Raw genomic sequence first — 25,527 nt, 5'->3', positions numbered from 1 at the left:
AGAGTGAAATTTTATGAGCTTGAATCCAAGAGACGTCGTGATTGTCGACTTCGGTCGTACTCCGATGGGCCGCTCCAAGGGCGGCATGCACCGCAACACCCGCGCCGAAGACATGTCGGCGCACCTGATCAGCAAATTGCTGGAACGCAACGCCAAGGTCGATCCTGCTGAAGTCGAGGACGTGATCTGGGGCTGCGTCAACCAGACCCTGGAGCAGGGCTGGAACATCGCGCGCATGGCGTCGCTGATGACCCAGATCCCGCACACCTCTGCCGGCCAGACTGTCAGCCGTCTGTGCGGCTCGTCGATGAGCGCTTTGCACACTGCTGCACAAGCAATCATGACCGGTAACGGTGACGTCTTCGTCGTTGGCGGCGTCGAGCATATGGGTCACGTGAGCATGATGCACGGTGTCGATCCGAACCCGCACATGTCGCTGTACGCCGCGAAGGCCTCGGGCATGATGGGCCTGACCGCTGAAATGCTCGGCAAGATGCACGGCATCACTCGCGAACAGCAGGACGCTTTCGGCGTGCGCTCCCACCAGTTGGCCCACAAGGCCACTGTGGAAGGCAAGTTCAAAGACGAAATCATCCCGATGCAGGGCTATGACGAGAACGGTTTCCTGAAACTGTTCGACTACGACGAAACCATTCGTCCGGAAACCACCCTGGAAAGTCTGGCGGCCCTCAAGCCTGCCTTTAATCCAAAGGGCGGCACCGTGACTGCTGGTACTTCGTCGCAGATCACCGATGGTGCTTCGTGCATGATCGTGATGTCGGCGCAGCGTGCGCAGGATCTGGGTATCCAGCCGATGGCGGTGATCCGTTCGATGGCAGTGGCGGGTGTGGATCCGGCAATCATGGGCTATGGTCCAGTTCCGGCAACACAAAAAGCCCTGAAACGTGCGGGTCTTGGCATCAACGATATCGACTTCTTCGAGCTCAACGAAGCTTTCGCCGCGCAGGCTCTGCCAGTGCTGAAAGATCTGAAAGTGCTCGACAAGATGAACGAGAAGGTTAACCTGCATGGCGGCGCGATCGCCCTGGGTCACCCGTTCGGTTGCTCCGGTGCCCGTATTTCCGGCACCTTGCTGAACGTGATGAAGCAGAATAGCGGCACCTTCGGGGTGGCTACTATGTGCATTGGTCTCGGCCAAGGCATCTCCACCGTCTTCGAACGCGTTTAAGCGTCTCGTTGATGGAAGCCGGGGCCAAGTGCCCCGGTTTTTGTTTTTGTGGTTTTTTTTGTTTTTTTTTTGAAAAAATTTGAGTGAGGGCCGAAGCATGCCGATACAACCTGGGCTCTACCAACATTACAAAGGTCCGCAGTACCGTGTATTCAATGTTGCGCGGCATTCCGAGACTGAAGAAGAAGTGGTCTTTTACCAAGCCCTGTATGGCGATTACGGCTTTTGGGTGCGTCCTCTGAGTATGTTTCTCGAGTCGGTCGAGGTTGACGGCGAGCAGGTGCCGCGCTTTGCTTTGGTGCAAGCCGAACCGAGCCTTTTTTCCAAGCCATAAGGCGAGTGCGCACAGAACCCTGTGCTTGACCTCACCTTGTATCAACTATATATAGCGGTGCCGCGTCAGGCGCCAACCGCCTTTCACTTCTAGAATTCAGGAATTTTCTGATCCATGGGCAAATCGCTGGTCATTGTGGAATCCCCGGCTAAGGCCAAGACCATCAACAAGTATCTGGGTAACCAATACGTGGTGAAGTCGAGTATCGGCCATATCCGAGACCTGCCCACCAGCGGTTCGGCTAGCGCCAGCAAAGAGCCAGCCGCCAAGCGCGGCAAGGCTGCTGCGGGCGAAGGTCCGGTGCTCTCGCCGAAAGAGAAAGCGCGCAAGCAGCTCGTCTCGCGTATGGGTGTCGATCCCGATCATGGCTGGAAAGCCAAGTACGAGATCCTCCCGGGCAAAGAGAAAGTCATCGAAGAGCTGCGCCGGCTCGCCAAGGATGCTGACACCATCTATCTCGCAACCGACTTGGATCGCGAGGGGGAAGCCATTGCCTGGCACCTGCGCGAAGCCATCGGTGGTGATGACAGCCGCTACAAGCGCGTGGTGTTTAACGAAATCACCAAGAAGGCGATTCAGGAAGCGTTCTCCCAGCCGGGTGAGCTGGACATCGATCGTGTCAACGCTCAGCAGGCGCGTCGCTTCCTCGACCGCGTTGTGGGTTACATGGTTTCGCCGCTGCTGTGGGCGAAGATCGCCCGTGGCCTGTCTGCCGGTCGTGTGCAATCGGTTGCCGTTAAACTGGTGGTCGAGCGTGAGCGCGAAATTCGTGCGTTCAACCCGGAAGAGTACTGGGAAGTGCATGCCGATCTCGGCACCACCAAAGGCTCGACCGTACGTTTCGAAGTGGCTCGCGAAAAGGGCGAGGCCTTTAAACCGCTCAACGAAGCCCAGGCCATGGCCGCGCTGGAGAAGCTCAAGTCTTCCAGCTACAGCATCGTCAAGCGCGAAGACAAGCCAACCAGCAGCAAGCCGTCGGCACCATTCATCACCTCGACTCTGCAACAGGCTGCAAGTAACCGCCTGGGTTTCGGCGTGAAGAAAACCATGATGATGGCCCAGCGTCTGTACGAAGCCGGCTACATCACTTATATGCGTACTGACTCGACCAACCTCTCGGCCGATGCCGTGACGATGGCGCGTGCTTATATCGAAGACGAGTTCGGCAAGAAGTACCTGCCGGAAACGCCAAACGTGTACAGCAGCAAAGAAGGCGCACAAGAGGCTCACGAAGCGATTCGTCCGTCCGACGCCAACACCATTCCGAGCAAGCTGGCGGGCATGGAGCGTGATGCCGAGCGTCTCTACGAGCTGATCTGGCGCCAATTCCTCGCTTGCCAGATGCTGCCGGCGCAATACTTGTCGACGACGGTCAGCGTAGGTGCTGGCGACTTCGAGCTGCGCGCCAAGGGCCGCATCCTCAAGTTTGACGGTTACACCCGCGTCATGCCGCAAATTGCCAAGCCTGGCGACGACGACGTTCTGCCTGATATGGCGCAGGGCGATGTGATGAAGCTGATCAAGCTTGATCCAACCCAGCACTTCACCAAGCCGCCGGCGCGTTACTCTGAAGCCAGCCTGGTTAAAGAAATGGAAAAACGCGGCATTGGTCGTCCTTCGACTTATGCAGCGATTATTTCGACCATTCAGGATCGCGGTTACGTGACCCTGCACAACCGTCGTTTCTACTCGGAAAAGATGGGTGACATCGTTACTGAGCGTCTGTCCGAGAGCTTCTCCAATCTTATGGACTACGGCTTCACGGCCGGCATGGAAGAGAACCTCGATGACGTCGCTCAAGGCGAGCGCGACTGGAAGAGTGTGCTGGACGAGTTCTACGGTGACTTCAAGAAGAAGCTCGAAGTAGCCGAGAATCCGGAAAACGGCATGCGTGCCAACCAGCCGGTGATGACCGACATTCCGTGCACCACTTGCGGTCGTCCGATGCAGATCCGCACGGCCTCGACCGGCGTGTTCCTGGGTTGCTCGGGCTACAGCCTGCCGCCGAAAGAGCGCTGCAAGGCTACCGTAAATCTGGTGCCGGGCGATGAGATCGCTGCGGACGACGAAGGTGAGTCGGAATCGCTGGTGCTGCGGGGCAAGCATCGCTGCCCGATCTGCAGCACGGCGATGGATGCGTATCTGCTTGACGAGAAGCGCAAGCTGCACATCTGCGGTAACAACCCGGATTGCGCCGGCTACGAAATCGAAGAAGGCAGTTATCGCATCAAAGGCTACGAAGGTCCGAGCCTGGAATGCGACAAGTGCGGCAGCGAGATGCAACTCAAGACTGGCCGCTTCGGCAAGTTCTTCGGTTGCACCAACCCTGAGTGCAAGAACACCCGCAAACTGCTGAAGAGCGGTGATGCGGCGCCGCCGAAGATGGATCCGGTGAAGATGCCTGAGCTGAAATGCGAAAAGGTCAACGACACCTACATCCTGCGCGACGGTGCGTCCGGTCTGTTCCTCGCCGCCAGCCAGTTCCCGAAAAACCGCGAGACTCGTGCTCCGCTGGTGATCGAGATTGTGCCGCACAAGGATGAGATCGATCCGAAGTACCACTTCCTGTGCGATGCGCCGAAGAAAGATCCTGACGGTCTGCCAGCGGTGATCCGGTACAGCCGCAAGACCAAGGAGCAATACGTGCAGACCGAAGTTGACGGCAAGCCTACCGGTTGGAAGGCTTACTACGACGGTGGCAAGTGGACGGTTGAAGACAAGCGCAGCGCAAAGGCCAAGGCTGAGTAAGCGCTAGTCCGATACTGAAAAGGCCGCATGAGAACCCTCGGGTTTTCATGCGGCCTTTTTGTTTTGTGCTTGCGGTGTACTCGGCTGATCCACGACACTGTCCGGCCTGTGTGAAGCAATTATTTCGTTGTGGAGAGCGCCGTCATGGCTCACGAACTCTATACCCGTACCAATCAGAAGATCTATTTCGCCGGACTGTCGCTGGAAGCCTTGGCGCGCGCTGAAGAGGGGCGGGCGATGAACTCACTGGCGCTGATTCAGGCCGGGCGTGAATCAGCGTTGTTTCACTTGTACGGAGCTTTGCTGGGTCTTTGCCATGAGATCGCTGGTTTCTACCGTTTGCCGCAGGCCAACGCGCCGCGCGCAGAGATGTTGCTGACCCGTGAAGTACTGGATTCGATCGCGATTCCCGAGCTGGCTGAAATGATCGAGCTGGCGGGCAACTGTGAAACCTGGCTGGCAAAACTGCTGGCGGCGCATTCGGCGTTGTTTCAACCGCCACGTGTGCCGCACAAGCCCAAGGGCGATGTGACACAGCCACTGATTCAGGCCGTAAATCTGGACGAGGAAGAGACACCAGAAGAGTTGAGTCGGGAGGAGATGGAGAGCTGGCGGCAGAACCTCAAAGGCTTGGCGCTGCGTTTTCGCGAAGGGTTGAATGAGTGCTGAGCGTGATTGACACGGTGGCAATCTGAAACATGCTGCTGGTCAAGATCCCGAGCGAAGCCTGAATGATGTCTATATAATCCCTGCCTTTCGTGGAGAACAGACCTATATGCCAACGTCCTTTCTAGAAATTGTAGAGCTACCAGACGGCCGAATCGAACTGCGCAGGGCTGAGGACGAGGGTTCTCTGGTGACTTTGGATTTCTCCGAGGATGCCAAGACTTTCCTTCAGGGCCAGCACGTGGAAATCGCCAAAGCGATGTTGAGCGTCGGCGTGCAGATGGCAGGTCGAATGATCGAAGGTGAGTTTGATAAGGATGAGGGGACGCGGGTTCTTCATTGATCCGCGCCTGCTTTTCGGTTTTCTGTCTTTACCGCATCAGATCGGCTTCTCTGTCCCTGGAGAAGCCCTGCGCCTCACGCAGCGCACGTCACTCGTAAATCAAATCAACCTAGTCGAATGTTCAGGCTTTGAGCGTCGCCCGTGCGTGCAGCGCTGATCAACTGTTGCCGTGAACTTGCGTTCAGTGGGTTGAGCCAGGTCACGACAGTGTGGCTGCGACCCAGACGCAGGGCTTCGCACGCCAATTGTTGAGCGCTTTGCGTGCCCCGTGGTTGGAGCAGCAGGATGCGTTCGCGATTCAGGCCAGCGTCGCGCAACCACGTTTGTGTGAGGCTCGCAGGTGGCGCGATCAGTGTCAGCCAGCGTGCATCCTGATCCTCGCTAAGTTCGCGCAGGATCGGGGCAAGCAGGTTCAGGCAGTTCCCGGCGGCACCACGCAGTGACAGCTCACTGAATACGTCGGGTTCGACATTCCAGGGACGCTCGACCACTTCTTTCAGGATCGGCGCCATCGGTTGCGCCAGAAACGCTTCGAACAACGGCAGTTGTGTTTGCTGAGGTGTGTGTGGGAACTGCATAAAGCCTCCTTTAGCGGCGGATGACGCCGACACTCAAGCCTTCGATCACCAGTTCCTGATCTTTCAGGTCGACTTCGATGGGAGCGAACTCAGGGTTTTCGGCGATCAACCAGACCTTGCTGCCCTCACGCTTGAAGCGTTTGACAGTCACTTCATCGCCGATCCGGGCGACGACAACCTGACCGTTGCGCGCTTCGCGGGTGGTGTGAACCGCGAGCAGGTCACCGTCGAAAATGCCGATGTCCTTCATGCTCATGCCGTGTACACGCAACAGATAGTCGGCGCGCGGATGAAAGAAGGTGGGATTGATGTTGCAGGATTCTTCGATGTGCTGCTGGGCGAGAATTGGCGCACCGGCGGCGACTCGGCCAATGATCGGCAGCGTCGAGTCGTCGGCCTTGGCCTCGAAACCAGGGATGCGAATGCCGCGAGAGGCGCCAGGGGTCATTTCAATGGCACCCTTGCGAGCGAGGGCCTTGAGATGCTCTTCAGCAGCATTGGGCGACTTGAAGCCCAGTTCCTGAGCGATTTCCGCGCGGGTTGGCGGGTAGCCGTTGTCTTCGAGGCAGCGTTTGATAAAGGCCAGAATCTCGGCTTGGCGTGGCGTCAGCTTTAGCATATTGATCGCTCTGTCTTTTTATACAGTGACTGGGATTATATACAGTGAAACGGTCTTGGCAATGCCCGTTTTTTTGCAGGCCGCCAGACGGTCGGCCGCTGTGCTTATTAATGCATCGGGCTTGTGTGGTTAAATAGCTGACCGACCATTCCCAAAACGAACCGGCAGGCTTGACAACGCACAGGCTGAAACGTATGTTTCAAACAAGTGTTTGTCAGGCGGAGTAGCCATGGCCCAGTCGGAAACCGTTGAACGCATTCTTGATGCTGCCGAGCAGTTGTTCGCGGAGAAAGGTTTCGCTGAAACCTCATTGCGTTTGATCACCAGCAAGGCTGGCGTCAACCTGGCAGCGGTGAATTATCATTTCGGTTCGAAAAAAGCGCTGATCCAGGCGGTCTTTTCGCGTTTCCTCGGGCCGTTCTGCATCAGTCTCGATAAAGAGCTGGAGCGCCGTCAGGCCAAGCCTGAAAACAAGCCGACCCTCGAAGAACTGCTGGAAATACTGGTCGAGCAAGCCCTTGTGGTGCAGCCACGCAGCGGCAACGACCTGTCGATTTTCATGCGCTTGCTCGGCCTCGCATTCAGCCAGAGCCAAGGCCACTTGCGGCGTTATCTGGAAGACATGTACGGCAAGGTATTTCGCCGCTATATGTTGCTGGTCAACGAAGCTGCGCCTCGCATTCCGCCCATCGAGTTGTTCTGGCGCGTGCACTTCATGCTCGGTGCCGCCGCGTTCAGCATGTCCGGTATCAAGGCTTTGCGCGCGATCGCCGAGACCGATTTCGGCGTCAACACTTCCATTGAGCAAGTCATGCGTCTGATGGTGCCGTTCCTCGCGGCGGGCATGCGCGCTGAAACCGGCGTTACCGACGCGGCCATGGCCACCGCACAACTGCGCCCGCGCAGCAAATCAACGCCGGTCGCCGCCAAGGTTTAACCGCGCACGGGTGGGCGCGGCAGCTTGTATCCGCTAAGCTAGCCGCCCATGCCGACTCTCGTTCTGAACCCGATCTCCATGGAAATTGCCAACCTGTCGAGCATTGCTCACGGTGGCGATTTACTGTGGATCGGGTTTTTCGTTTTCAAGGAATCTCTATGACTGCTGGCCTGCAAGGCTCGTTGATGGTGGACGTCGCCGGTACCTGGCTGACGGCCGAAGATCGCCATTTGTTGCGTCAGCCCGAAGTGGGCGGCCTGATCATTTTTGCGCGCAATATCGAGCATCCGCGCCAGGTGCGTGAACTCAGCGCAGCCATCCGTGCGGTTCGTCCGGATCTGCTGCTGGCCGTGGATCAAGAGGGCGGGCGCGTGCAGCGTCTGCGTCAAGGTTTCGTTCGCTTGCCAGCCATGCGCGCCATCGCCGACAACCCGAATGCCGAATACCTCGCCGAGCAGTGCGGCTGGATCATGGCGACCGAAGTATTAGCCGTCGGCCTCGACTTGAGCTTCGCCCCGGTGCTCGATCTGGATTACCAGCGCAGCGCCGTGGTCGGCACCCGTTCGTTCGAAGGTGATCCTGAACGTGCAGCATTGCTTGCCGGTGCGTTTATTCGCGGCATGAACAGTGCCGGTATGGCCGCCACCGGCAAGCACTTCCCCGGCCACGGCTGGGCAGAGGCGGACTCCCACGTCGCGATCCCGAACGACGAGCGCAGCCTCGACGAAATCCGTGCCAATGACCTGGTGCCATTCGCCAGACTCAGCAAGCAACTGGCCGCCGTCATGCCGGCCCACGTTATCTATCCGCAAGTCGATTCGCAGCCCGCCGGTTTCTCCCGTCGCTGGTTGCAGGACATTCTGCGCGGCGAGTTGCAGTTCGACGGCGTGATCTTCAGCGACGACTTGTCGATGGCCGGCGCCCATGTGGTTGGCGACGCCGCCAGTCGTATCGAAGCTGCACTCACGGCCGGTTGCGACATGGGCCTGGTGTGCAACGACCGCGCTGCTGCCGAGCTTGCCCTCAGTGCTGCCCAGCGCATGAAGGTCAAACCATCTGCCCGCATCGCGCGCATGCGCGGTCAGGCGTTTGCCAGCACCGATTATCGCCAGGATCCGCGCTGGCTCACCGCCATCGGCGCGCTCAAAGACGCTCAACTGATCGATTAAGGAATTTTCGCTATGACGGTTTACGCAATCATCGGCGGCACCGGCCTGACCCAGCTTGAAGGCCTGAGCATTCGTCAATCGCTGGCGGTGGACACGCCTTATGGCGCGCCATCGGCCGATGTGCAGATTGGCGAATACGCCGGCAAGGAAGTGCTGTTTCTTGCCCGTCACGGCCACCCGCATCGCTTTCCGCCGCACAAGGTCAATTACCGCGCCAACCTGTGGGCGCTGAAGCAGGCCGGCGCCGAAGCGATTATCGCGGTGAATGCCGTCGGCGGGATTCACCCGGCCATGGGCACCGGGCATTTTTGTGTGCCGCACCAGATCGTCGACTACACCAGTGGTCGCGAGCACACCTATTTCGCCGATGATCTGGAGCATGTCACGCACATCGACTTCAGCTTCCCCTACAGCGAACCGCTGCGTCAGCAATTGATTGCAGCGCTGGCCGCTGAAGGTTGTGAGTTCAGCGATCAGGGCGTTTACGCCTGCACGCAAGGCCCGCGCCTGGAGACTGTGGCGGAGATCGTGCGTCTGGAGCGTGATGGTTGCGACATCGTCGGCATGACCGGTATGCCGGAAGCGGTGCTGGCTCGCGAACTGGAACTGGACTACGCCTGTTTGTCGCTGGTAGTGAACCCGGCAGCGGGCAAGACCACGGAAGTGATCACCATGGCCGAGATCGAGCAGGCGCTGCATGACGGGATGGGCAAGGTGAAGTCGACGTTGGCGCGGGTGCTGGCGGGTTGAAGGACAGATAAACCTCATGACGATCATCATCGAACAGCTTCACTCGCTGCCGTGGACTGAGGCATTCAGCCGAAATGCTCTGGCCAAGGCTCGCGATTACGCCGTTGAGGATCGGATAGAAATTCAGTCAGTCGATGACGAAATGATAGAGGCGGCCTGCGCCGGATCTGAAAATTACGTTTATCAACAGGTCATCTATCTGGTTAAAGATCATCGCGAGCAATTCGGTCTGCGTTGCTTTTGCTCCTGCCCGGTCGAGATCAACTGCAAGCACAGTGCGGCGGTACTCTTTCACTTGCAGGCTCGCGCCGACAAAACGCCTGAAAGTGATGCCCCGGTTCAACTCAGTCGATCACTGGAGCACTGGCTCTCCAGTATTCCTGTGGCGACCCAGCCTGCTGAAGAAACCTCGCAAGCGGCCAGTACCCGGCTTTTTTACAAGCTCAAGGCAACGCCGGTTACAGGCAAATGGCTGGTAGAAATTTTCAAGGTCTACCAACTCAAGAGTGGCGAACTGCGCGACGTTAAACCGTTGTTCTCGCTATCAGACCTGTTAATGCGTCAGCCCGGTTATCTGACCGAGCTCGATTTGCGGATTGCGCGGTTGCTGGTGGCCATGCACTCCCACCATGCGTATTACAGCGGCTATCCGCTAGACGGCAGCAGTGGCGCCGAGTTGCTCGAAATGCTGTTGCGAACGTCGCGACTGTTTCTGGATTTTGAAGCGTTGCAGCCGCTGAATGCGGGCCCAAGAAGAAGCGCGCAGTTCGCCTGGGCCGAGCAAGCCAATGGCAGTTTTCGCCCGCAGTGGAGCAGCGATGAGGCGTCGGCAGAAACCGTGCTTGCGCTCGAGCCGCTTCATTATCTGGATCGCGAGCGGCAACAAATCGGCCCACTGTTTAATGAGCTCGATGAGAAACTCGCTTGTCATCTGGCGTTGGCACCGGAAATTCCCGCCCGTCAGGCAATGCAGTTCAGTCATCGGATGAGCGCGGCAACTCAAGTGGCCCCACCACACAAGCTGTCGGAACGAATCATCGACGATGTGTTGCCCAAGGCTCATCTGACACTTGTCAGTATCGAAAGCACCAAGCCCTGGCGTTACCCAGCGGAACACCGTGCGGCATTACTGTTCACCTATGACGGGCATCCTGCCGAAGATCGCAACCCGGAAGTGTTGATCCTTTCTGGCGTTGAAACCCTGCGTGTTCAACGTCAGCCTGCCGCCGAAAAAGCATTGCGTCAGCAACTGCAGAAATACGGTTTGAAGAAGTCAGCGCGTAAAAGTGGCGTTGATCATCCGGGTGAGCGGTTTAATTTGTCCGATGATTCAGCTTGGCTCGCATTTGCGCAGAACGGGATTCCCGTGCTGCGCGAGGCAGGGTGGCAGGTTGACGTCAGGCCTGGCTTTCATTTCAACGTAGAGCCGATCGAGCATTGGTATGCCGAGGTTGAGGAAGAGTCGGGACGGCAGTGGTTTGATCTGCAATTGGGGATTGTCGTTAACGGCGAACGCCACAGCCTGTTGCCGATTTTTCTGCATCTATTACGCACTCAGCCGCTGCTTCTCGATCCAGCGAAACTCGCTCAGCGCGGCGATGATGAACTGCTGTTGGTGGAGTTGGGCGCTGGTCGTTATAGCAATAAAATCAGTGGCAAAGTCGCGCTGCCTTTCGGTCGGGTCAAACCGCTGATGGCCACGCTCAGCGAGTTATATCTGGGCAATCATCTCGGCGATAAATTGCGCTTGAGTGCCCCCGATGCAGCGCGACTGAGTTTGCTTGACGGTGTGTCGCTCGATTGGCAGGGCGGCGAGCGCCTGCGAAATTTTGCCCAGCGCCTGCGTGAGTCAACTCATGCGCAAGTTGCCGCGCCGGCCGGACTCAACGCGCAGATGCGACCGTATCAGCTCGAAGGCCTCAACTGGATGCAAACCCTGCGTGAGCTGGAAGTTGGCGGCATTCTTGGCGACGACATGGGGCTGGGGAAAACCCTGCAGACCCTGGCTCATCTGTTGACGGAAAAGCAGGCGGGGCGGTTTGATCTTCCGGCACTGGCCGTGATGCCCACCAGCCTGATCTCCAATTGGCTGGACGAGGCGCAGCGCTTCACGCCGCAGTTGAAGGTGTTGGCGCTGCATGGCACCGGACGGAAAAAAGACTTCGCCAGTTTTGCAGAATACGATCTGGTGTTGACCACTTACGCCTTGCTGGCAAGGGATCTTGAGGTTCTGCAGCCGCAACTGTGGAGCGTGCTGATTCTCGATGAGGCGCAGAACATCAAGAACCCGCTCAGCAAAGCGGCTCAGGCGGCCCGTGATCTGCAAGCCCGTCAGCGCTTGTGCTTGAGCGGTACGCCACTGGAAAACCACTTGGGCGAGCTGTGGTCGCAGTTCCACTTCTTGATGCCTGGTTGGTTGGGCGACAGCAAATCCTTCAATCGTGATTACCGCACACCAATCGAAAAACACGGCAATGCCGAGCGCATGCAGCATCTGACGGCGCGGATAAAACCCTTTTTGCTGCGCCGTAAAAAAGATCAGGTGGCCACCGAATTGCCGCCGAAAACCGAGATTATCCATTGGGTTGATCTCAGCGATGGCCAGCGCGATGTTTATGAAACCGTTCGCGTGGCGATGGACAAAAAAGTGCGCGATGAAATTGCTCGCAGTGGTGTGGCGCGCAGTCAGATCATCATTCTTGATGCCTTGCTCAAACTGCGGCAGGTCTGTTGCGACTTGCGCTTGCTCAACATGCCGCTGACGGCGAAGGCGCTACGTTCCGGCAGTGGCAAGCTGGTCAGTTTGATCGAGATGCTTGAAGAGCTGCTTGGCGAAGGACGCAGGATCCTGTTGTTCTCGCAGTTCACCTCGATGCTCGCCTTGATCGAGGAAGAATTGCAGCAGCGTGACATTGCCTATTCGTTGCTGACCGGTGAAACCAAGGATCGGCGCACGCCGGTGAAGGATTTTCAGGGCGGCAAGGTGCCGCTGTTTCTGATCAGTCTGAAGGCCGGGGGGACCGGTTTGAACCTGACCGCTGCGGACACGGTGATCCACTTTGACCCTTGGTGGAATCCGGCTGTGGAAAATCAGGCAACCGATCGTGCGTATCGAATCGGGCAAAACAACCCGGTGTTCGTTTACAAGCTGATTGCTCGTGGCACGGTAGAGGAAAAAATACAGGCGTTGCAGCAGGAGAAGGCAGCACTCGCTGGTGCAGTGCTGGAAGGCGGGACGACGGGTGGCTGGAAGATGGAGCAGAGTGACATCGAGGCGCTGTTTGCGCCGCTGCCTGTTTCCAAGGGTTGAGCCTGGGTTTTAACCGTTAGACCGAGGTGAGCCATTCGCGAGCAAGCTTTGCTCCTACAGGGATCAGCGGCGTCCACCCGTAGAGCAAAGCTTGCTCGCGATAGCTAATTAGCAGGCGAAAAACATCTCAACGCTTTTCGCGCTTGTCCGGCAACGGCGCAAACAGCGCTTCAATATCATCGCTCTGCAACTTCCAGTCCCCAGCCTTGCGCCCATCCAGCACGCCTGCTGCCAAGTCGGATTTTTCTTTTTGCAGGTGCTGAATCTTCTCTTCCACCGTGCCCCGGGCAATCATCTTGTAAACGAAAACCGGTTTTTCCTGACCAATCCGGTAAGCGCGATCCGTCGCCTGATTCTCGGTCGCCGGGTTCCACCACGGGTCGTAGTGAATCACCGTGTCCGCTTCTGTCAGGTTCAAGCCAACACCGCCGGCCTTCAGGCTGATCAGAAAGATCTGACGCTTGCCGCTCTGGAATTCCTTCACCGGCGTACGCCGATCGCGGGTCTGGCCAGTCAATAACGCATAGGCGACATTGCGTTTCTTCAATTCATCTTCGATCAGTGACAGCATCGAGGTGAACTGCGAAAACAGCAAAATCCGCCGACCTTCCTCGAACAACTCCTCAAGCATTTCCATCAAGCTGTCGAGCTTGCCCGAGGTGCTGCCGCGAGCGGGCAGGGTCCCGTCGTTGACCAGGCGCAAATCACAGCAGACCTGACGCAGTTTCAGCAGCGCTTCAAGAATGATGATCTGACTGCGCGCCACGCCTTTGCGGGTGATCTCGTCGCGGACTTTCTTGTCCATGGCCAAGCGCATGGTTTCGTACACGTCGCGCTGGGCTTCGTTGAGATCGACCCAGTGAATGATTTCGGTCTTTGGCGGCAGTTCGGTGGCCACTTGTTCTTTGGTGCGGCGCAACAGAAACGGTTTTATCCGACCGTTCAGGTGTTGAAGTCTGACTTCACTGCCGCGCTTTTCTATTGGCACCCGGTAATCGGCATTGAAGCTTTTGACGTCGCCAAGCCATCCCGGCAGCAGGAAGTGGAACAGCGACCACAGCTCGCCCAGGTGGTTTTCCAGCGGCGTGCCACTCAGGCACAGACGCTGACGGGCATTCAGTTCGCGCGCGGCTTGAGCGGCTTTGCTGTTCGGATTCTTGATGTACTGCGCTTCATCCAGCACCAACACATGCAGCGGCTGCTTCACCAGACGTTCGACGTCCTTGGGCAGCAGTGCGTAAGTGGTGAGGATCAGATCGAAATCAGCCAGGTGGTCGAAGTGCTTCTTGCGGCTGGCGCCATACAGCGCCACTACTTTCAGTTGCGGCGTGAAGTGCGCCGCCTCATCGAGCCAGTTGGGGATCAGGCTGGTTGGCATGACTACCATGCACGGACGGTCCAGGCGCCCGGCATTTTTCTCGCTGAGAATATGCGCCAGCGTCTGTAGGGTTTTGCCCAGGCCCATGTCATCCGCGAGAATCCCGCCGACTTCCAGTTGCCGCAGCGATTGCATCCAGCTCAGACCTTCGAGCTGATACGGGCGCAGCGTCGCGTTCAAGCCCTCTGGCGCCTGCGCGCTGAAATCACGAATGTCGCGCAGGCGTTGGGCAAATGTGCGGATCTGCTCGCCACCCTCCCACAGCAGCGGAAGGCCTTCCAGCGAGTTGAGTCGCGTAGCGTCGGCCTTGCTCAAGCGCAGCGTGGTTTCGCCCGGTTCCTGCAAATAGAACTCGCCCAAAGTCGCCAGCACCGGTTTCAATCGACCCAGTGGCAGAGCAACCTGCAGCGGCCCGTGCTCAAGGTTGCGTTGCGGCACGTTGACCAGAATCAGCTCGTCGTCGCGACGGCGCGCAAGGCGTTCCGGGTTGAGGATTTCCGCGTGTGAGCGCATCAGGTTGAGCAGGATCGGCAGCAGACTCAGGCGCTCACCGTTGACGATGATGCCCAGCTCAAGATCAAACCAATCGCGTTCCGGCGCCTGTTCGACCGTGGCGTACCAGTCATCCACGGCGGTCAGGTCAAAGCCGAATTCTTCGTCGATCTGCAATTCCCAGCCTTGGCTGCGCAGCTTCGGCAGATCGTTGAGGGTGAAGGTCAGCCAGGCGCTGTCGTTGACCATTTCATACAGCTCACCAGCGCTTTCCGGCAGCGCTTTGCTTTGGCGCGTAGCGATGCGGAAACCGAGGATGCGTAACTGTTCGCGGTAGGACTGTTCGACTTCCGGGTGGCGTTTTATCCGTAGTGTCTGGGTCTCCTGACGAATCAGGATGTCGCTGTTTTTCTGTCCGCTGACGTATTCGTCCAGATAGCTGAACGACAGCGCCGCGCGATGTTGAATGTAGCGCTGCATCTTGCCGTTGCGCGGTTCGAAAGCACTGAATTCGACGCTGGCCAGCCACAGGCGTGGCAGTGGTTGTACGTTGTCGACCAGCACTTGCGGCGGCGCTTTCGGGCTGCGGTTTTCCAGCACGGCCTGAAGTTTTTCCAGCAACTCGGCGTCTTTGGCGGCGGCGGGGTATTCGAGGGTTTCCTGAATTTTCAGCAGCACCGCTGCGCAGTGTTTGCAGTTGGTGCGAACCGGGCAGGTGCAGCCGGCATCGACCAGCAGCAGGGTGCCTTTGGCTGACTCACGAAGATGAATGGTCTGACGGTAGACGTTACCGCCAGAGCCTTCGCAACTGGCGGTAATCGTCGCATCACCGACCTGGGCGATGCGTACCCGGTTTTCCAAGGCGTAGCGGCGGCCACGCTCCAGGCTCTGCTCTTTGAATCGGCTGACCCAGGAGGGTGCCAACGGTTTACTCAGCGGCGGGTTCATAAGGACTTCGATCAGTCCGGAATCGCTTCAGGCGCTTCCCGTGGCGCAGGCGCGGTCAGGGAAGTGATCTTGATCAGCAGGGCGAGGTGACCGTTGTCGAGATAGTTGAGTTGGCCGTTCTTGGTGTGGCTGTCCTGTTTCAGGCGTTCACTGGCGGTGACCATGCCGTTAGCGTCGATCTGATTGACCCAGAAGTCGGCGCTCACGTCGGTGAAACGGCCGAGTTTCATCCCCAGCGTTCCTTCGATCGGGAACTGGCCGAATTGCTCCTGACCTTCGCTGACCGCGACTTTTGCCGGCGACTCACCGAGGGTCTGCTGCCAGGCCTTGTGCATCAGTACGCTGTAGTCGCCGCTGGCAGTGAGCTTGGTCACAATGTCATTGAGCGCAGGTGTGCGCTTGCTGTCGTCGCCCAAACGCTGGGCACCGGCAGCCCAATCTTCTGGCGCGGCACGGCTGACGATGGCTGGCACGGCATTCTGGCGTACCAAAATCATTTCGACCTGATACAGGTCATCGGCAAAGGCCGAAGGCGCCACCAGAGTGAGTAGCAAGGTCAGTGAACGAAACAGGCGCATTTGGCGTCCTTCAAACAGATTTCGGGAGGAGGCGCTCAAACAGCGCCTCTACAGTATTAAAGCGCTCTTCCGGGCGTTCCATCGGCACCTGAAACTTGAACATCGTGGCGCCTTCGAATTTGTAGCGTTTTGGCTGGCTCTGAATCAGTTTGATCAACGTCATCGGATCGACCGGCGTCTGCGCTTCGAACTCAATACGTCCACCTTGCGGGCCACCATCGACTTTCTTGATGCCCAATTGCTCGGCCTGCAACTTCAACGCCGTGATGCGTACCAGATTCTTCGTCGGTTCCGGCAACAGACCGAAGCGGTCGATCATCTCGACTTGCAGATCCTTCAGGCCTTCCTCATCGGTTGCCGAAGCAATGCGCTTGTACAGAATCAGACGCGCGTGAACGTCCGGCAAATAGTCTTCCGGAATCAGCGCAGGCACGCGCAGATTGACTTCCGGGCCACCGCCGAGCGGTTGATCGAGATTCGGTTGCTCGCCCTTGCGGATCGACTTCACCGCGCGCTCAAGCATTTCCATGTACAGCGTAAAGCCGACGGCTTGAATCTGCCCGCTCTGGCCGTCGCCGAGCAGTTCGCCGGCGCCACGGATTTCCAGGTCGTTGGTCGCCAGCACGAAACCGGCGCCGAGGTCCTGGGTGTTGGCGATCGCTTCCAGACGCTTTTCCGCGTCCGAAGTAATTTGCTGGCGCGGCGGCGTCAGCAGGTACGCGTAAGCCTGGTGGTGACTGCGGCCGACACGACCACGCAACTGGTGCAGTTGCGCCAGGCCAAACTTGTCGGCGCGTTCGATGATGATGGTGTTGGCGCTCGGCACGTCGATGCCGGTCTCGATGATGGTCGAGGCGATCAGCACGTTGAAGCGCTTGTGGTAAAAGTCGCTCATCACCTGTTCGAGTTCGCGCTCGCGCATCTGTCCGTGACCGATGCCGATGCGTGCTTCCGGCACCAGTTCGGCCAGATCGGCAGCGCATTTCTCGATGGTCTTCACATCGTTGTGCAGGTAATAAACCTGGCCGCCGCGCAGCAGTTCACGGAGCAGGGCTTCTTTGACCGTGCTCTTGTTCTGCTCCATGACGAAGGTGCGCACCGACAGGCGTCGCGCTGGCGGCGTGGCGATGATCGACAGGTCGCGCATGCCCGACACCGCCATGTTCAGCGTGCGCGGAATCGGCGTGGCGGTCAGCGTAAGGATGTCGACTTCGCTGCGCAGGGCCTTGAGCTGTTCTTTCTGACGCACACCAAAACGGTGCTCTTCGTCGATGATCACCAGGCCGAGGTTTTTGATTTTGACGTCATCGGACAGCAGCTTGTGCGTGCCGATGACGATGTCGATCTTGCCTTCGGCCAAATCGGCGATCGCCGCATTCACTTCCTTGGCCGACTTGAAGCGGCTCATCACTTCCACGGTCACAGGCCAATCGGCGAAACGGTCGCGGAAGCTGTTGTAGTGCTGCTGGGCGAGCAGGGTGGTCGGCACCAGAATCGCCACTTGGCGGCCACCGTGTACGGCGATGAATGCCGCGCGCATCGCCACTTCGGTCTTGCCGAAACCGACGTCGCCGCAGACCAGACGATCCATCGGTTTCGGCGCGAGCATGTCGGCACGCACAGCTTCGATGGTGGTTTGTTGATCGGGCGTTTCTTCGAACGGGAAACCGGCACTGAACGTCGCGTAATCGGCTTTCGGGTCGGCGAACGCATAACCTTCGCGAGCGGCACGACGGGCATAGATATCGAGCAGTTCAGCGGCAACGTCACGCACTTGTTCGGCGGCTTTGCGCTTGGCTTTCTGCCAGGTCTCGGAGCCGAGGCGGTGCAGCGGGGCCAGCGCATCGTCGCTGCCGGTGTAGCGCGCGATCAGATGCAGGTTGGCCACCGGCACATAGAGCTTGGCGTTCTCGGCGTATTCGAGGGTGAGGAATTCGGCAGCCTGATCGTCGATTTCCAGAATGGTCAGACCGAGGTAGCGGCCGACGCCGTGATCGATGTGTACCACCGGCGCGCCTTCGCGCAGCTCGGTAAGGTTTTTGATCACTGCATCGTTGTTGCCGTCGGCACGCTTCTCGCGGCGACGACGCTGCATCACGCGTTGACCGAACAGCGGACTTTCCGCGATCAGTGCCAGCGCCGGCTCGTCGAGCATCAGGCCTTCGTCGAGCGGGGCAATGGTGATCGCCAGGCGATCCTTGCTTGCAACGAAATCCGGCCAGCTGTCCACGGTTTTCGGCCGCAGCTTCAGACGTTCGAGCAACTCCAATAGCACTTCGCGACGACCCGCGGATTCGGCAGTGAACAGCACGCGCCCAGGGAATTCATCGAGGAAACCTGCCAGTGCCGCCAGCGGTTGCGTGGCTTTGGCTTCAATCGCCAGATTGGGCAGGGCTTGCGCCGGGAAGCGCTCGCGACCGGCACCGCTTTCGACGTCTTGCTGGCTGGCGACCACGCGCGGCCAGCTCTTCAGGCGAGCAAAGCAGTCCTCCACCGGCAGGAACAATTCCGCGGGTGGCAATAAAGGACGCGATGGGTCGACGCGCCGCTCTTCATAACGATTGCGCACGTCGTTCCAGAAATTCTCTGCGGCTTGCTCGATGCCGGGCAGCGAGAACACTTGCGTGTCTTGCGGCAGGTAATCGAACAGGGTCGAGGTTTCGTCGAAGAACAGCGGCAGGTAGTACTCGATACCGGCCGGGGTGATGCCGCTGCTCAGGTCCTGAAAGATCGGGCAGCGCCGGAAGTCGACATCGAAACGCTCACGAAAGCGCGCCTTGAAGCGGGTCACCGCGTCTTTCTGCAGGGGAAACTCACGGGCGGGCAGCAGCTTGACCGAATCGACCTTGTCGATGGAGCGCTGGTTTTCCGGGTCGAACGTGCGCAAGGTTTCGATTTCGTCATCGAACAGGTCGATGCGATACGGCAGTTTGCTGCCCATCGGGAACAGATCGATCAACGCGCCGCGCACGGTGAACTCGCCGTGCTCATAAACCGTGTCGACGTAGCGATAGCCGCTAGCTTCGAGGCGCGAGCGCATCTGTTCGACATCAAGCTTCTGCCCGACATCGAGCACCAGGCTGCTGCCGAGCAGAAACTTGGTCGGCGCCAATCGGTGCAATGCCGTGGTGATCGGCACCACCAGCACGCCATGTTCCAGCTCCGGCAGCCTATATAGGCTGGCGATGCGCTGGGAAATGATGTCCTGGTGCGGCGAGAACAGGTCGTAAGGCAGGGTTTCCCAGTCGGGGAAATGCAGAACGGGCAAATCCGGGGCGAAGAAACTCAGCTCCTGTTCCAGCCGTTCGGCACTCTGGCTGTCGGCGGTCAGTAGCAGGGTGAAGCGCTTGGCAGCGCTGGCAGCCTCGGCAATCGCCAGGCTGAGGGCAGCACCGGGCAAATTGCCCCAATGCTGTTTACCTGCTTCGGCAGGGAGTAGCGGTAGACGCAGAACAGGCACGGAAGGTTGAGCTCCAGGCTTTGCGACAAAGTCGGTAATTGTAGCGGCGTCGGGTACTGCCTGTCAGTTGCAGACTACGTCTATCTTCGCTGTTTCGGCGAAATGTAGTGGTAACCATAAAAACGAGCACTTTTTTAGTGGTTATGTAGTGCCGAAAGTGCTCGGTGTTACGGAGGGTTACAGACATCGTCTAACAGTCGTCGAAAAATTGACTGCGCTGGAAGCCCCGGTTTTACTGGGCTCGCGAGGAGCGTTATTTTTTCGAATGGAATTTTGTTACCGTTTTCGCGACAAGCGCACATTGCTACAAGAGGTTGCGAGCGGCATAATGTAGCCCCTTTTTTCTGCCCCTACATGTGGAAGGTTACCGTGACTCAGAAGCCCGACCAGTGTCTTGGTGAATGGATCGACCGTGAAGCACTCGCAGAAGCGATGATTCCGCTTATCGGTCAGCTCTACCGCAATAACAACGTGGTGAGCTCGATCTATGGCCGCAGCCTGATCAACCAGTCTGTCATCGCGATTCTCAAAGCTCACCGCTTTGCGCGCCACCGCTCTTCCGACGACAGCGAACTCTCCGTCCACGAAACATTCCCTCTGCTTAAAGCCATGAGCGAGCTCAAGCTCGGCGCGGCTTCGGTAGACCTGGGCAAGTTGGCGTTCAAATTCCGCAGCGAAGGCAATGGCCGCAGTGCCGAGCAGTTTGTGCGTGAAGAAATGGCTGACGTGGTTGGCCAGCAAAACGCTTCGGCCCGCAAAGGCACCGACGTTGTACTGTACGGCTTCGGTCGTATCGGCCGTCTGCTGGCGCGCATCCTGATCGAGAAAACCGGTGGTGGCGACGGTCTGCGTCTGCGTGCCATCGTCGTGCGCAAAGGCGCCGACAACGACCTGACCAAACGCGCCAGCCTGCTGCGTCGCGATTCGGTACACGGTTCGTTCAACGGCACCATTACCATCGACGAAGAAAACAACACCATCACCGCCAACGGTAACCTGATCCAGGTGATCTACGCGAAGAACCCGACCGAGGTGGATTACACCCAGTACGGCATCAAAGACGCGCTGCTGGTGGACAACACCGGTGTTTGGCGTGACGCTGATGGCCTCGGTCAGCATTTGCAGTGCCCGGGTATCGACCGCGTTGTTCTGACCGCACCTGGCAAAGGCAAGCTGAAGAACATCGTTCACGGTATCAACCACGGTGAAATCACCGCTGATGACAAGATCGTCTCCGCCGCTTCCTGCACCACCAACGCCATCGTGCCGGTGCTGAAAGCTGTGAATGACAAGTTCGGCATCATCAACGGTCACGTCGAGACCGTTCATTCGTACACCAACGACCAGAACCTGATCGACAACTTCCACAAGGGCGATCGCCGTGGCCGTAGCGCCGCGCTGAACATGGTTATCACCGAGACCGGTGCTGCTACCGCTGCTGCCAAGGCCCTGCCTGAGCTGGCCGGCAAGCTGACCGGTAACGCGATCCGCGTTCCGACGCCAAACGTGTCGATGGCCATTCTCAACCTCAACCTTGAGAAAGCCGCCACCCGTGAAGAGATGAACGAGTACCTGCGCTACATGGCGCTGCACTCCGATCTGCACAAGCAAATCGACTTCGTCAATTCGCAGGAAGTGGTCTCCACCGACTTCGTTGGCTCGCGCCACGCCGGTGTGGTCGACGCTGAAGCGACCATCGTTCAGGACAACCGCGTTGTTCTGTACGTCTGGTACGACAACGAGTTCGGCTACAGCTGCCAGGTTATCCGCGTGATGGAAGACATGGCCGGGGTTAACCCGCCAGCATTCCCGCGCTAAGCCTTAGCTGCAAATGAAAACGCCCCGACTTTGGTCGGGGCGTTTTTGTTTGTGTGCCTTTTAGAGGTGTGTTGTCGCTGCTGGCCCCTTCGCGAGCAAGCTCTGCTCCTACATTGGATAGGTGGCGTTCACAAATCCCGTTGTAGGAGCAAAGCTTGCTCGTGATGGCGTCCTATCGGGCGCCGCCGGGCACGGCCGCTTGCGCAGTGCGCAGGGCGTGCTTGTTGCCACGGAACAACACCAGCGTCGCAATCAACCCCAGCACCGCGGCACCGCTGAGCCAGATCCCCGGCGCAGCCTTGTTGTCCAGCACGTGAATCAAATAAGTACACGCCGCCGGCGTAAAGCCGCCGAAGGTCGCCGTCGCCAGGCTGTAGGCCAGCGAGAAACCGGTGGTACGAACTTCTACCGGCATGATTTCGGTCAGCGCCACGACCATCGCACCGTTGTACGAGCCGTAGAGGAACGACAACCACAGTTCGACCATCAGCAGATGGCTGAAGCTCGGGTTCGCCACCAGCCACGACAGCGCCGGATAAGCCGTAAGAATTGCCAGAATCGTCGCCGCCAGCAGCAGGGGTTTTCGCCCGATCTTGTCGGAAACCGAGCCCATCACCGGCAACCAGAAGAAGTTCGACAGACCGATGCACACCGTCACCAGCAACGCGTCGAAGTCCGACAGGTGCAACTCGGCCTTGCCGAAGGTCGGCGTGTAGGCGGTGATCAGGTAGAACGACACGGTGGTCATCACTACCAATGCCATGCCGGCGATGACGATGCCAAAGTTCTGGCCGATCGAGCGGACGATTTCGCGCAGGGTAGGGCGGTGTTTACGCGCCTGGAACTCCGGCGTTTCTTCCAGTGAACGACGAATCACGAAGATCACCGGCACAATCATGCAGCCGATCAGGAACGGCACGCGCCAGCCCCAATCGCCCATTTGTTCCGGGCTCAGCCAGTGGTTGAGGCCGACGCCGAGCAGGCCGGCGAAGACCACGGCCGCCTGTTGACTGGCGGACTGCCAACTGACGAAAAAGCCCTTGCGGCCCGGTGTGGCGATTTCCGCCAGATACACCGAGACACCGCCCAGTTCGACGCCCGCCGAGAAGCCTTGCAACAATCGGCCAAACAGCACGATCAGTGGCGCGGCAACGCCGAGTGTGGCGTAGCCGGGAACGCAGGCGATCAGCACCGTACCGGCGGCCATCAGCGCCAACGTAATGATCAGGCCCTTGCGGCGACCATGACGGTCAATGTAGGCACCAAGGAAAATCGCCCCCAGCGGACGCATCAGGAAGCCGGCACCAAAAGTGGCCAGCGAGAGCATCAGCGAAGCGAAGGCACTGTCGGCCGGGAAGAAGGTTTTGGCGATGGCCGTGGCGTAGAAGCCGTAGACCATGAAGTCGAACATTTCGAGGAAGTTGCCGCTGACAACGCGAAAGATCGCTTTGCCTTTGCCCGTGGAAGTGGACATTTTTAGATACTCTTTATTGGATTTTAGAAGCGCGTTGCATCCGTTGGGAGCGAGCGGGCCCTTTGATTCATAATGGCTGGCGCGGTTTTACGGGGAGATGAAGAATTGTTCATTGGACGATGGGGCGGGTTTGTGATGCTGGCTGGCGTATTGGCCGGTTGTGGCAATGGCGATTCGATCGAGAGTTTCGGTGGCCCTACCATGGGCAGCACGTATTCGATCAAGTACGTGCGTCATGCAGGTGGTCCCGATTCATCGCAAGTTCGCAGGGAAGTAGAAGGCATCCTCGCTGAAGTCGATCGGCAGCTGTCCACCTACCGCAATGATTCAGACATCGAACGCTTCAATGCTTTGCCCGCCAATAGCTGTCAGACGATGCCCGCATCGGTGCTCGAATTGATCCGCGTCGGCGAAGAACTGTCAGTGCAAAGCGACGGTTCCTACGACCTCACCGTCGAGCCGCTGATGAATCTCTGGGGTTTCGGCCCGCAAGGTCGTGAAGAGAAAGTCCCTGATGCCGCCGCTCTGGCCGAAGTGCTACAGCGGGTTGGGTATCGGCATCTGCACATCAATGGTGAGCAGTTGTGCAAGGACGCTGCTGTCGAAGTCGATTTCAACAGCATCGCCGCAGGTTATGCCGTCGACACCATCGCGGCCCGGCTCGACGCCATGGGTATCGACGATTACCTCGCCGAAGCCACCGGCGAACTCAAGGCCAAGGGCAAAAAGCTCGATGGCTCACCCTGGCGAATCGCTCTGGAAGAACCGCGTGACGATCAGCAGGTCGCCGAGCGCATCATCAACGTCGACGGCTATGGCGTCTCCACCTCCGGCGACTATCGAAACTATTTCCTGCAGGATGGTCGGCGCTATTCCCACACGTTCGATGCGCGTAGCGGTGCACCAGTCCTACACAACCTGGCGTCAGTCACGGTGATTCATCCTTCAGCGTTGATGGCCGATGGACTATCGACGCTGTTGCTTATTCTTGGTCCCGAAAAGGCGTGGGACTATGCCGAAAAACATGACATAGGTGCATTCTTTGTCATTCGTGCCGATACAGGTTTCGTCATCCGCACCAGCAAGGCTTTCGAGCGGCTCAGTGGCGCAAAAACTGACTGAGGGCAATACGAAAGCTGGCGTTGTAGTGCAGGCAAAAGTAGCCTACGACGCGACCAAGGGTTAATGTGCGCGGCGTTGACGCTTCTATAGACTGTGTCCGGGTTCTTGATTGACCCCCAATTGTTCCTTCGCGCCGCCGTTCGGCGTGATTTAGCCGCAGGTGCCGCTGGCACCGCGGCCTGTTCTGAGGAGTACGCATGGCTGTCTACAACTACGACGTGGTGGTGCTGGGTTCCGGCCCGGCGGGAGAAGGCGCGGCAATGAACGCCGCCAAAGCAGGGCGCAAGGTCGCGATGGTCGACAGCCGTCGTCAGGTCGGCGGCAACTGCACCCACCTCGGTACCATCCCGTCCAAGGCACTGCGTCACTCGGTGCGGCAGATCATGCAGTTCAACACTAACCCCATGTTTCGGGCGATTGGCGAGCCGCGCTGGTTCTCCTTCCCGGACGTGTTGAAAAGCGCCGAGAAGGTCATTTCCAAACAAGTCGCTTCGCGCACCGGCTACTACGCCCGTAACCGCGTCGACGTGTTCTTCGGCACCGGCAGCTTCGCCGATGAACAAACCATCGAAGTCGTCTGCGCCAACGGCGTGGTCGAAAAACTGGTGGCCAAGCACATCATCATTGCCACCGGTTCGCGTCCATATCGCCCGGCGGACATCGATTTCCACCACCCGCGTATCTACGATAGCGACACCATCCTCAGCCTCGGCCACACCCCGCGCAAACTGATCGTTTACGGCGCTGGCGTGATCGGCTGTGAATACGCTTCGATCTTCAGTGGTCTTGGTGTACTGGTTGAGCTGGTGGACAACCGTGGTCAGTTGCTGAGCTTCCTCGACTCGGAAATATCCCAGGCGTTGAGCTATCACTTCAGCAACAACAACATCACCGTGCGCCACAACGAAGATTACGACCGCGTTGAAGGCGTCGACAACGGCGTGATTCTGCACCTCAAGTCCGGCAAGAAAATCAAGGCCGACGCCTTGCTCTGGTGCAACGGCCGTACCGGTAACACCGACCAGTTGGGTCTGGAAAACATCGGCGTCAAGGTCAACAGCCGTGGCCAGATCGAAGTCGATGAGGCTTATCGCACCTGTGTACCGAACATCTACGGTGCCGGTGACGTGATCGGCTGGCCAAGCCTGGCCAGTGCCGCCCACGATCAGGGCCGTTCGGCCGCTGGCAGCATCGTCGATAACAACAGCTGGCGCTTTGTGAATGACGTGCCGACCGGCATCTACACCATTCCGGAGATCAGCTCGATCGGCAAGAACGAGCAGGAGCTGACCCAGGCCAAAGTGCCGTACGAAGTCGGCAAGGCCTTCTTCAAGAGCATGGCGCGTGCGCAGATCGCCGGCGAGCCGCAAGGCATGCTGAAGATCCTGTTCCATCGTGAAACCCTGGAAGTGCTGGGCGTTCACTGCTTTGGTTATCAGGCGTCGGAGATCGTGCACATCGGTCAGGCGATCATGAGCCAGCCGGGCGAATTGAACACGTTGAAGTACTTCGTCAACACCACGTTCAACTACCCGACCATGGCCGAAGCCTATCGGGTAGCGGCGTACGACGGCCTCAACCGGCTTTTTTGACGGGCTCCGGCCGGTGGCCTGA

General features: G+C 58.4%; 18 protein-coding genes. 12 read left to right on the top strand and 6 right to left on the bottom strand.

The window, feature by feature from the left end:
- Window positions 1-13 precede the first annotated feature (13 nt).
- The 5 genes from fadA (at window position 14) to JFT81_RS06715 (ending at window position 5,280) form a co-directional block, all read left to right on the top strand.
- Window positions 14-1,189: an acetyl-CoA C-acyltransferase FadA gene (gene fadA, locus JFT81_RS06735; protein ID WP_007910465.1), complete on the top strand. Its 1,176-nt coding sequence runs from the start codon at window positions 14-16 to the stop codon at window positions 1,187-1,189.
- Between the two features lie 97 nt (window positions 1,190-1,286).
- Complete coding sequence (locus tag JFT81_RS06730) at window positions 1,287-1,523, top strand: DUF1653 domain-containing protein (RefSeq protein ID WP_092270764.1); 237 nt, start codon at window positions 1,287-1,289, stop codon at window positions 1,521-1,523.
- Between the two features lie 114 nt (window positions 1,524-1,637).
- Window positions 1,638-4,271: a type I DNA topoisomerase gene (gene topA / locus JFT81_RS06725; RefSeq protein WP_201226611.1), complete on the top strand. Its 2,634-nt coding sequence runs from the start codon at window positions 1,638-1,640 to the stop codon at window positions 4,269-4,271.
- A 144-nt stretch (window positions 4,272-4,415) separates the two neighbouring features.
- Entirely contained in the window at window positions 4,416-4,940 is a 525-nt protein-coding gene (locus tag JFT81_RS06720; protein ID WP_201226610.1) for a DUF6586 family protein, read from the top strand.
- A gap of 106 nt (window positions 4,941-5,046) precedes the next feature.
- Window positions 5,047-5,280 carry a hypothetical protein gene (locus JFT81_RS06715; protein ID WP_201226609.1) on the top strand — a complete coding sequence of 78 codons (234 nt, stop codon included), beginning with the start codon at window positions 5,047-5,049 and terminating at the stop codon, window positions 5,278-5,280.
- Between the two features lie 104 nt (window positions 5,281-5,384).
- On the opposite strand, the gene sulA is transcribed toward JFT81_RS06715, so the two are convergent.
- A complete protein-coding gene (sulA, locus tag JFT81_RS06710; protein ID WP_201226608.1) occupies window positions 5,385-5,858 on the bottom strand; it encodes an SOS-induced cell division inhibitor SulA in 474 nt (157 codons plus the stop codon).
- A 10-nt stretch (window positions 5,859-5,868) separates the two neighbouring features.
- Complete coding sequence (lexA, locus tag JFT81_RS06705; protein WP_016775490.1) at window positions 5,869-6,477, bottom strand: transcriptional repressor LexA; 609 nt, start codon at window positions 6,475-6,477, stop codon at window positions 5,869-5,871.
- Between the two features lie 229 nt (window positions 6,478-6,706).
- On the opposite strand from lexA, the gene JFT81_RS06700 reads away from it, so the two are divergent.
- The 4 genes from JFT81_RS06700 to JFT81_RS06685 all read left to right on the top strand — a co-directional run bounded on the left by JFT81_RS06700 (window position 6,707) and on the right by JFT81_RS06685 (window position 12,643).
- The gene (locus tag JFT81_RS06700; RefSeq protein ID WP_007910473.1) at window positions 6,707-7,414 is read left to right on the top strand and encodes a TetR/AcrR family transcriptional regulator; all 708 of its coding nucleotides are present in this window, start codon (window positions 6,707-6,709) and stop codon (window positions 7,412-7,414) included.
- 158 nt (window positions 7,415-7,572) lie between these two features.
- The gene (gene nagZ, locus JFT81_RS06695) at window positions 7,573-8,583 is read left to right on the top strand and encodes a beta-N-acetylhexosaminidase (protein WP_201226607.1); all 1,011 of its coding nucleotides are present in this window, start codon (window positions 7,573-7,575) and stop codon (window positions 8,581-8,583) included.
- 12 nt (window positions 8,584-8,595) lie between these two features.
- Window positions 8,596-9,333, top strand: coding sequence for an S-methyl-5'-thioinosine phosphorylase (locus JFT81_RS06690; protein WP_201226606.1), 738 nt, complete (start codon window positions 8,596-8,598; stop codon window positions 9,331-9,333).
- Between the two features lie 16 nt (window positions 9,334-9,349).
- On the top strand, window positions 9,350-12,643 hold the full coding sequence (locus JFT81_RS06685) for a DEAD/DEAH box helicase (protein WP_201226605.1): 3,294 nt from the start codon (window positions 9,350-9,352) through the stop codon (window positions 12,641-12,643).
- A gap of 127 nt (window positions 12,644-12,770) precedes the next feature.
- Here the strand turns inward: JFT81_RS06685 and JFT81_RS06680 are convergent, their stop codons facing one another.
- The 3 genes from JFT81_RS06680 to mfd are packed head-to-tail and all read right to left on the bottom strand — an operon-like array spanning window position 12,771 to window position 19,499.
- Window positions 12,771-15,461 (bottom strand): DEAD/DEAH box helicase, encoded by a 2,691-nt coding sequence (locus JFT81_RS06680; RefSeq protein ID WP_201226604.1) that lies wholly within the window; start codon window positions 15,459-15,461, stop codon window positions 12,771-12,773.
- 11 nt (window positions 15,462-15,472) lie between these two features.
- Window positions 15,473-16,039 carry a CsiV family protein gene (locus tag JFT81_RS06675; protein WP_201226603.1) on the bottom strand — a complete coding sequence of 189 codons (567 nt, stop codon included), beginning with the start codon at window positions 16,037-16,039 and terminating at the stop codon, window positions 15,473-15,475.
- Window positions 16,040-16,049: 10 nt separating this feature from the next.
- Complete coding sequence (gene mfd / locus JFT81_RS06670) at window positions 16,050-19,499, bottom strand: transcription-repair coupling factor (RefSeq protein WP_201226602.1); 3,450 nt, start codon at window positions 19,497-19,499, stop codon at window positions 16,050-16,052.
- Window positions 19,500-19,853: 354 nt separating this feature from the next.
- Here mfd and JFT81_RS06665 point away from each other — a divergent pair, with 354 nt between their 5' ends.
- Complete coding sequence (locus JFT81_RS06665; RefSeq protein WP_201226601.1) at window positions 19,854-21,317, top strand: glyceraldehyde-3-phosphate dehydrogenase; 1,464 nt, start codon at window positions 19,854-19,856, stop codon at window positions 21,315-21,317.
- A gap of 172 nt (window positions 21,318-21,489) precedes the next feature.
- Here the strand turns inward: JFT81_RS06665 and JFT81_RS06660 are convergent, their stop codons facing one another.
- The gene (locus JFT81_RS06660; RefSeq protein ID WP_201226600.1) at window positions 21,490-22,791 is read right to left on the bottom strand and encodes an MFS transporter; all 1,302 of its coding nucleotides are present in this window, start codon (window positions 22,789-22,791) and stop codon (window positions 21,490-21,492) included.
- A gap of 135 nt (window positions 22,792-22,926) precedes the next feature.
- Between JFT81_RS06660 and JFT81_RS06655 the strand changes: the two genes are divergently transcribed.
- The gene (locus JFT81_RS06655) at window positions 22,927-23,913 is read left to right on the top strand and encodes an FAD:protein FMN transferase (protein WP_201226674.1); all 987 of its coding nucleotides are present in this window, start codon (window positions 22,927-22,929) and stop codon (window positions 23,911-23,913) included.
- A 197-nt stretch (window positions 23,914-24,110) separates the two neighbouring features.
- Window positions 24,111-25,505: a Si-specific NAD(P)(+) transhydrogenase gene (gene sthA, locus JFT81_RS06650; RefSeq protein WP_007907752.1), complete on the top strand. Its 1,395-nt coding sequence runs from the start codon at window positions 24,111-24,113 to the stop codon at window positions 25,503-25,505.
- The last annotated feature ends 22 nt before the right edge of the window (window positions 25,506-25,527 follow it).

The sequence above is a fragment of the Pseudomonas sp. TH43 genome (genome assembly GCF_016650635.1).
Classification (GTDB): Bacteria; Pseudomonadota; Gammaproteobacteria; order Pseudomonadales; family Pseudomonadaceae; genus Aquipseudomonas.
Note: the sequence above shows the minus strand (reverse complement) of the source record. Positions and strands in the feature narration are given on the sequence as shown.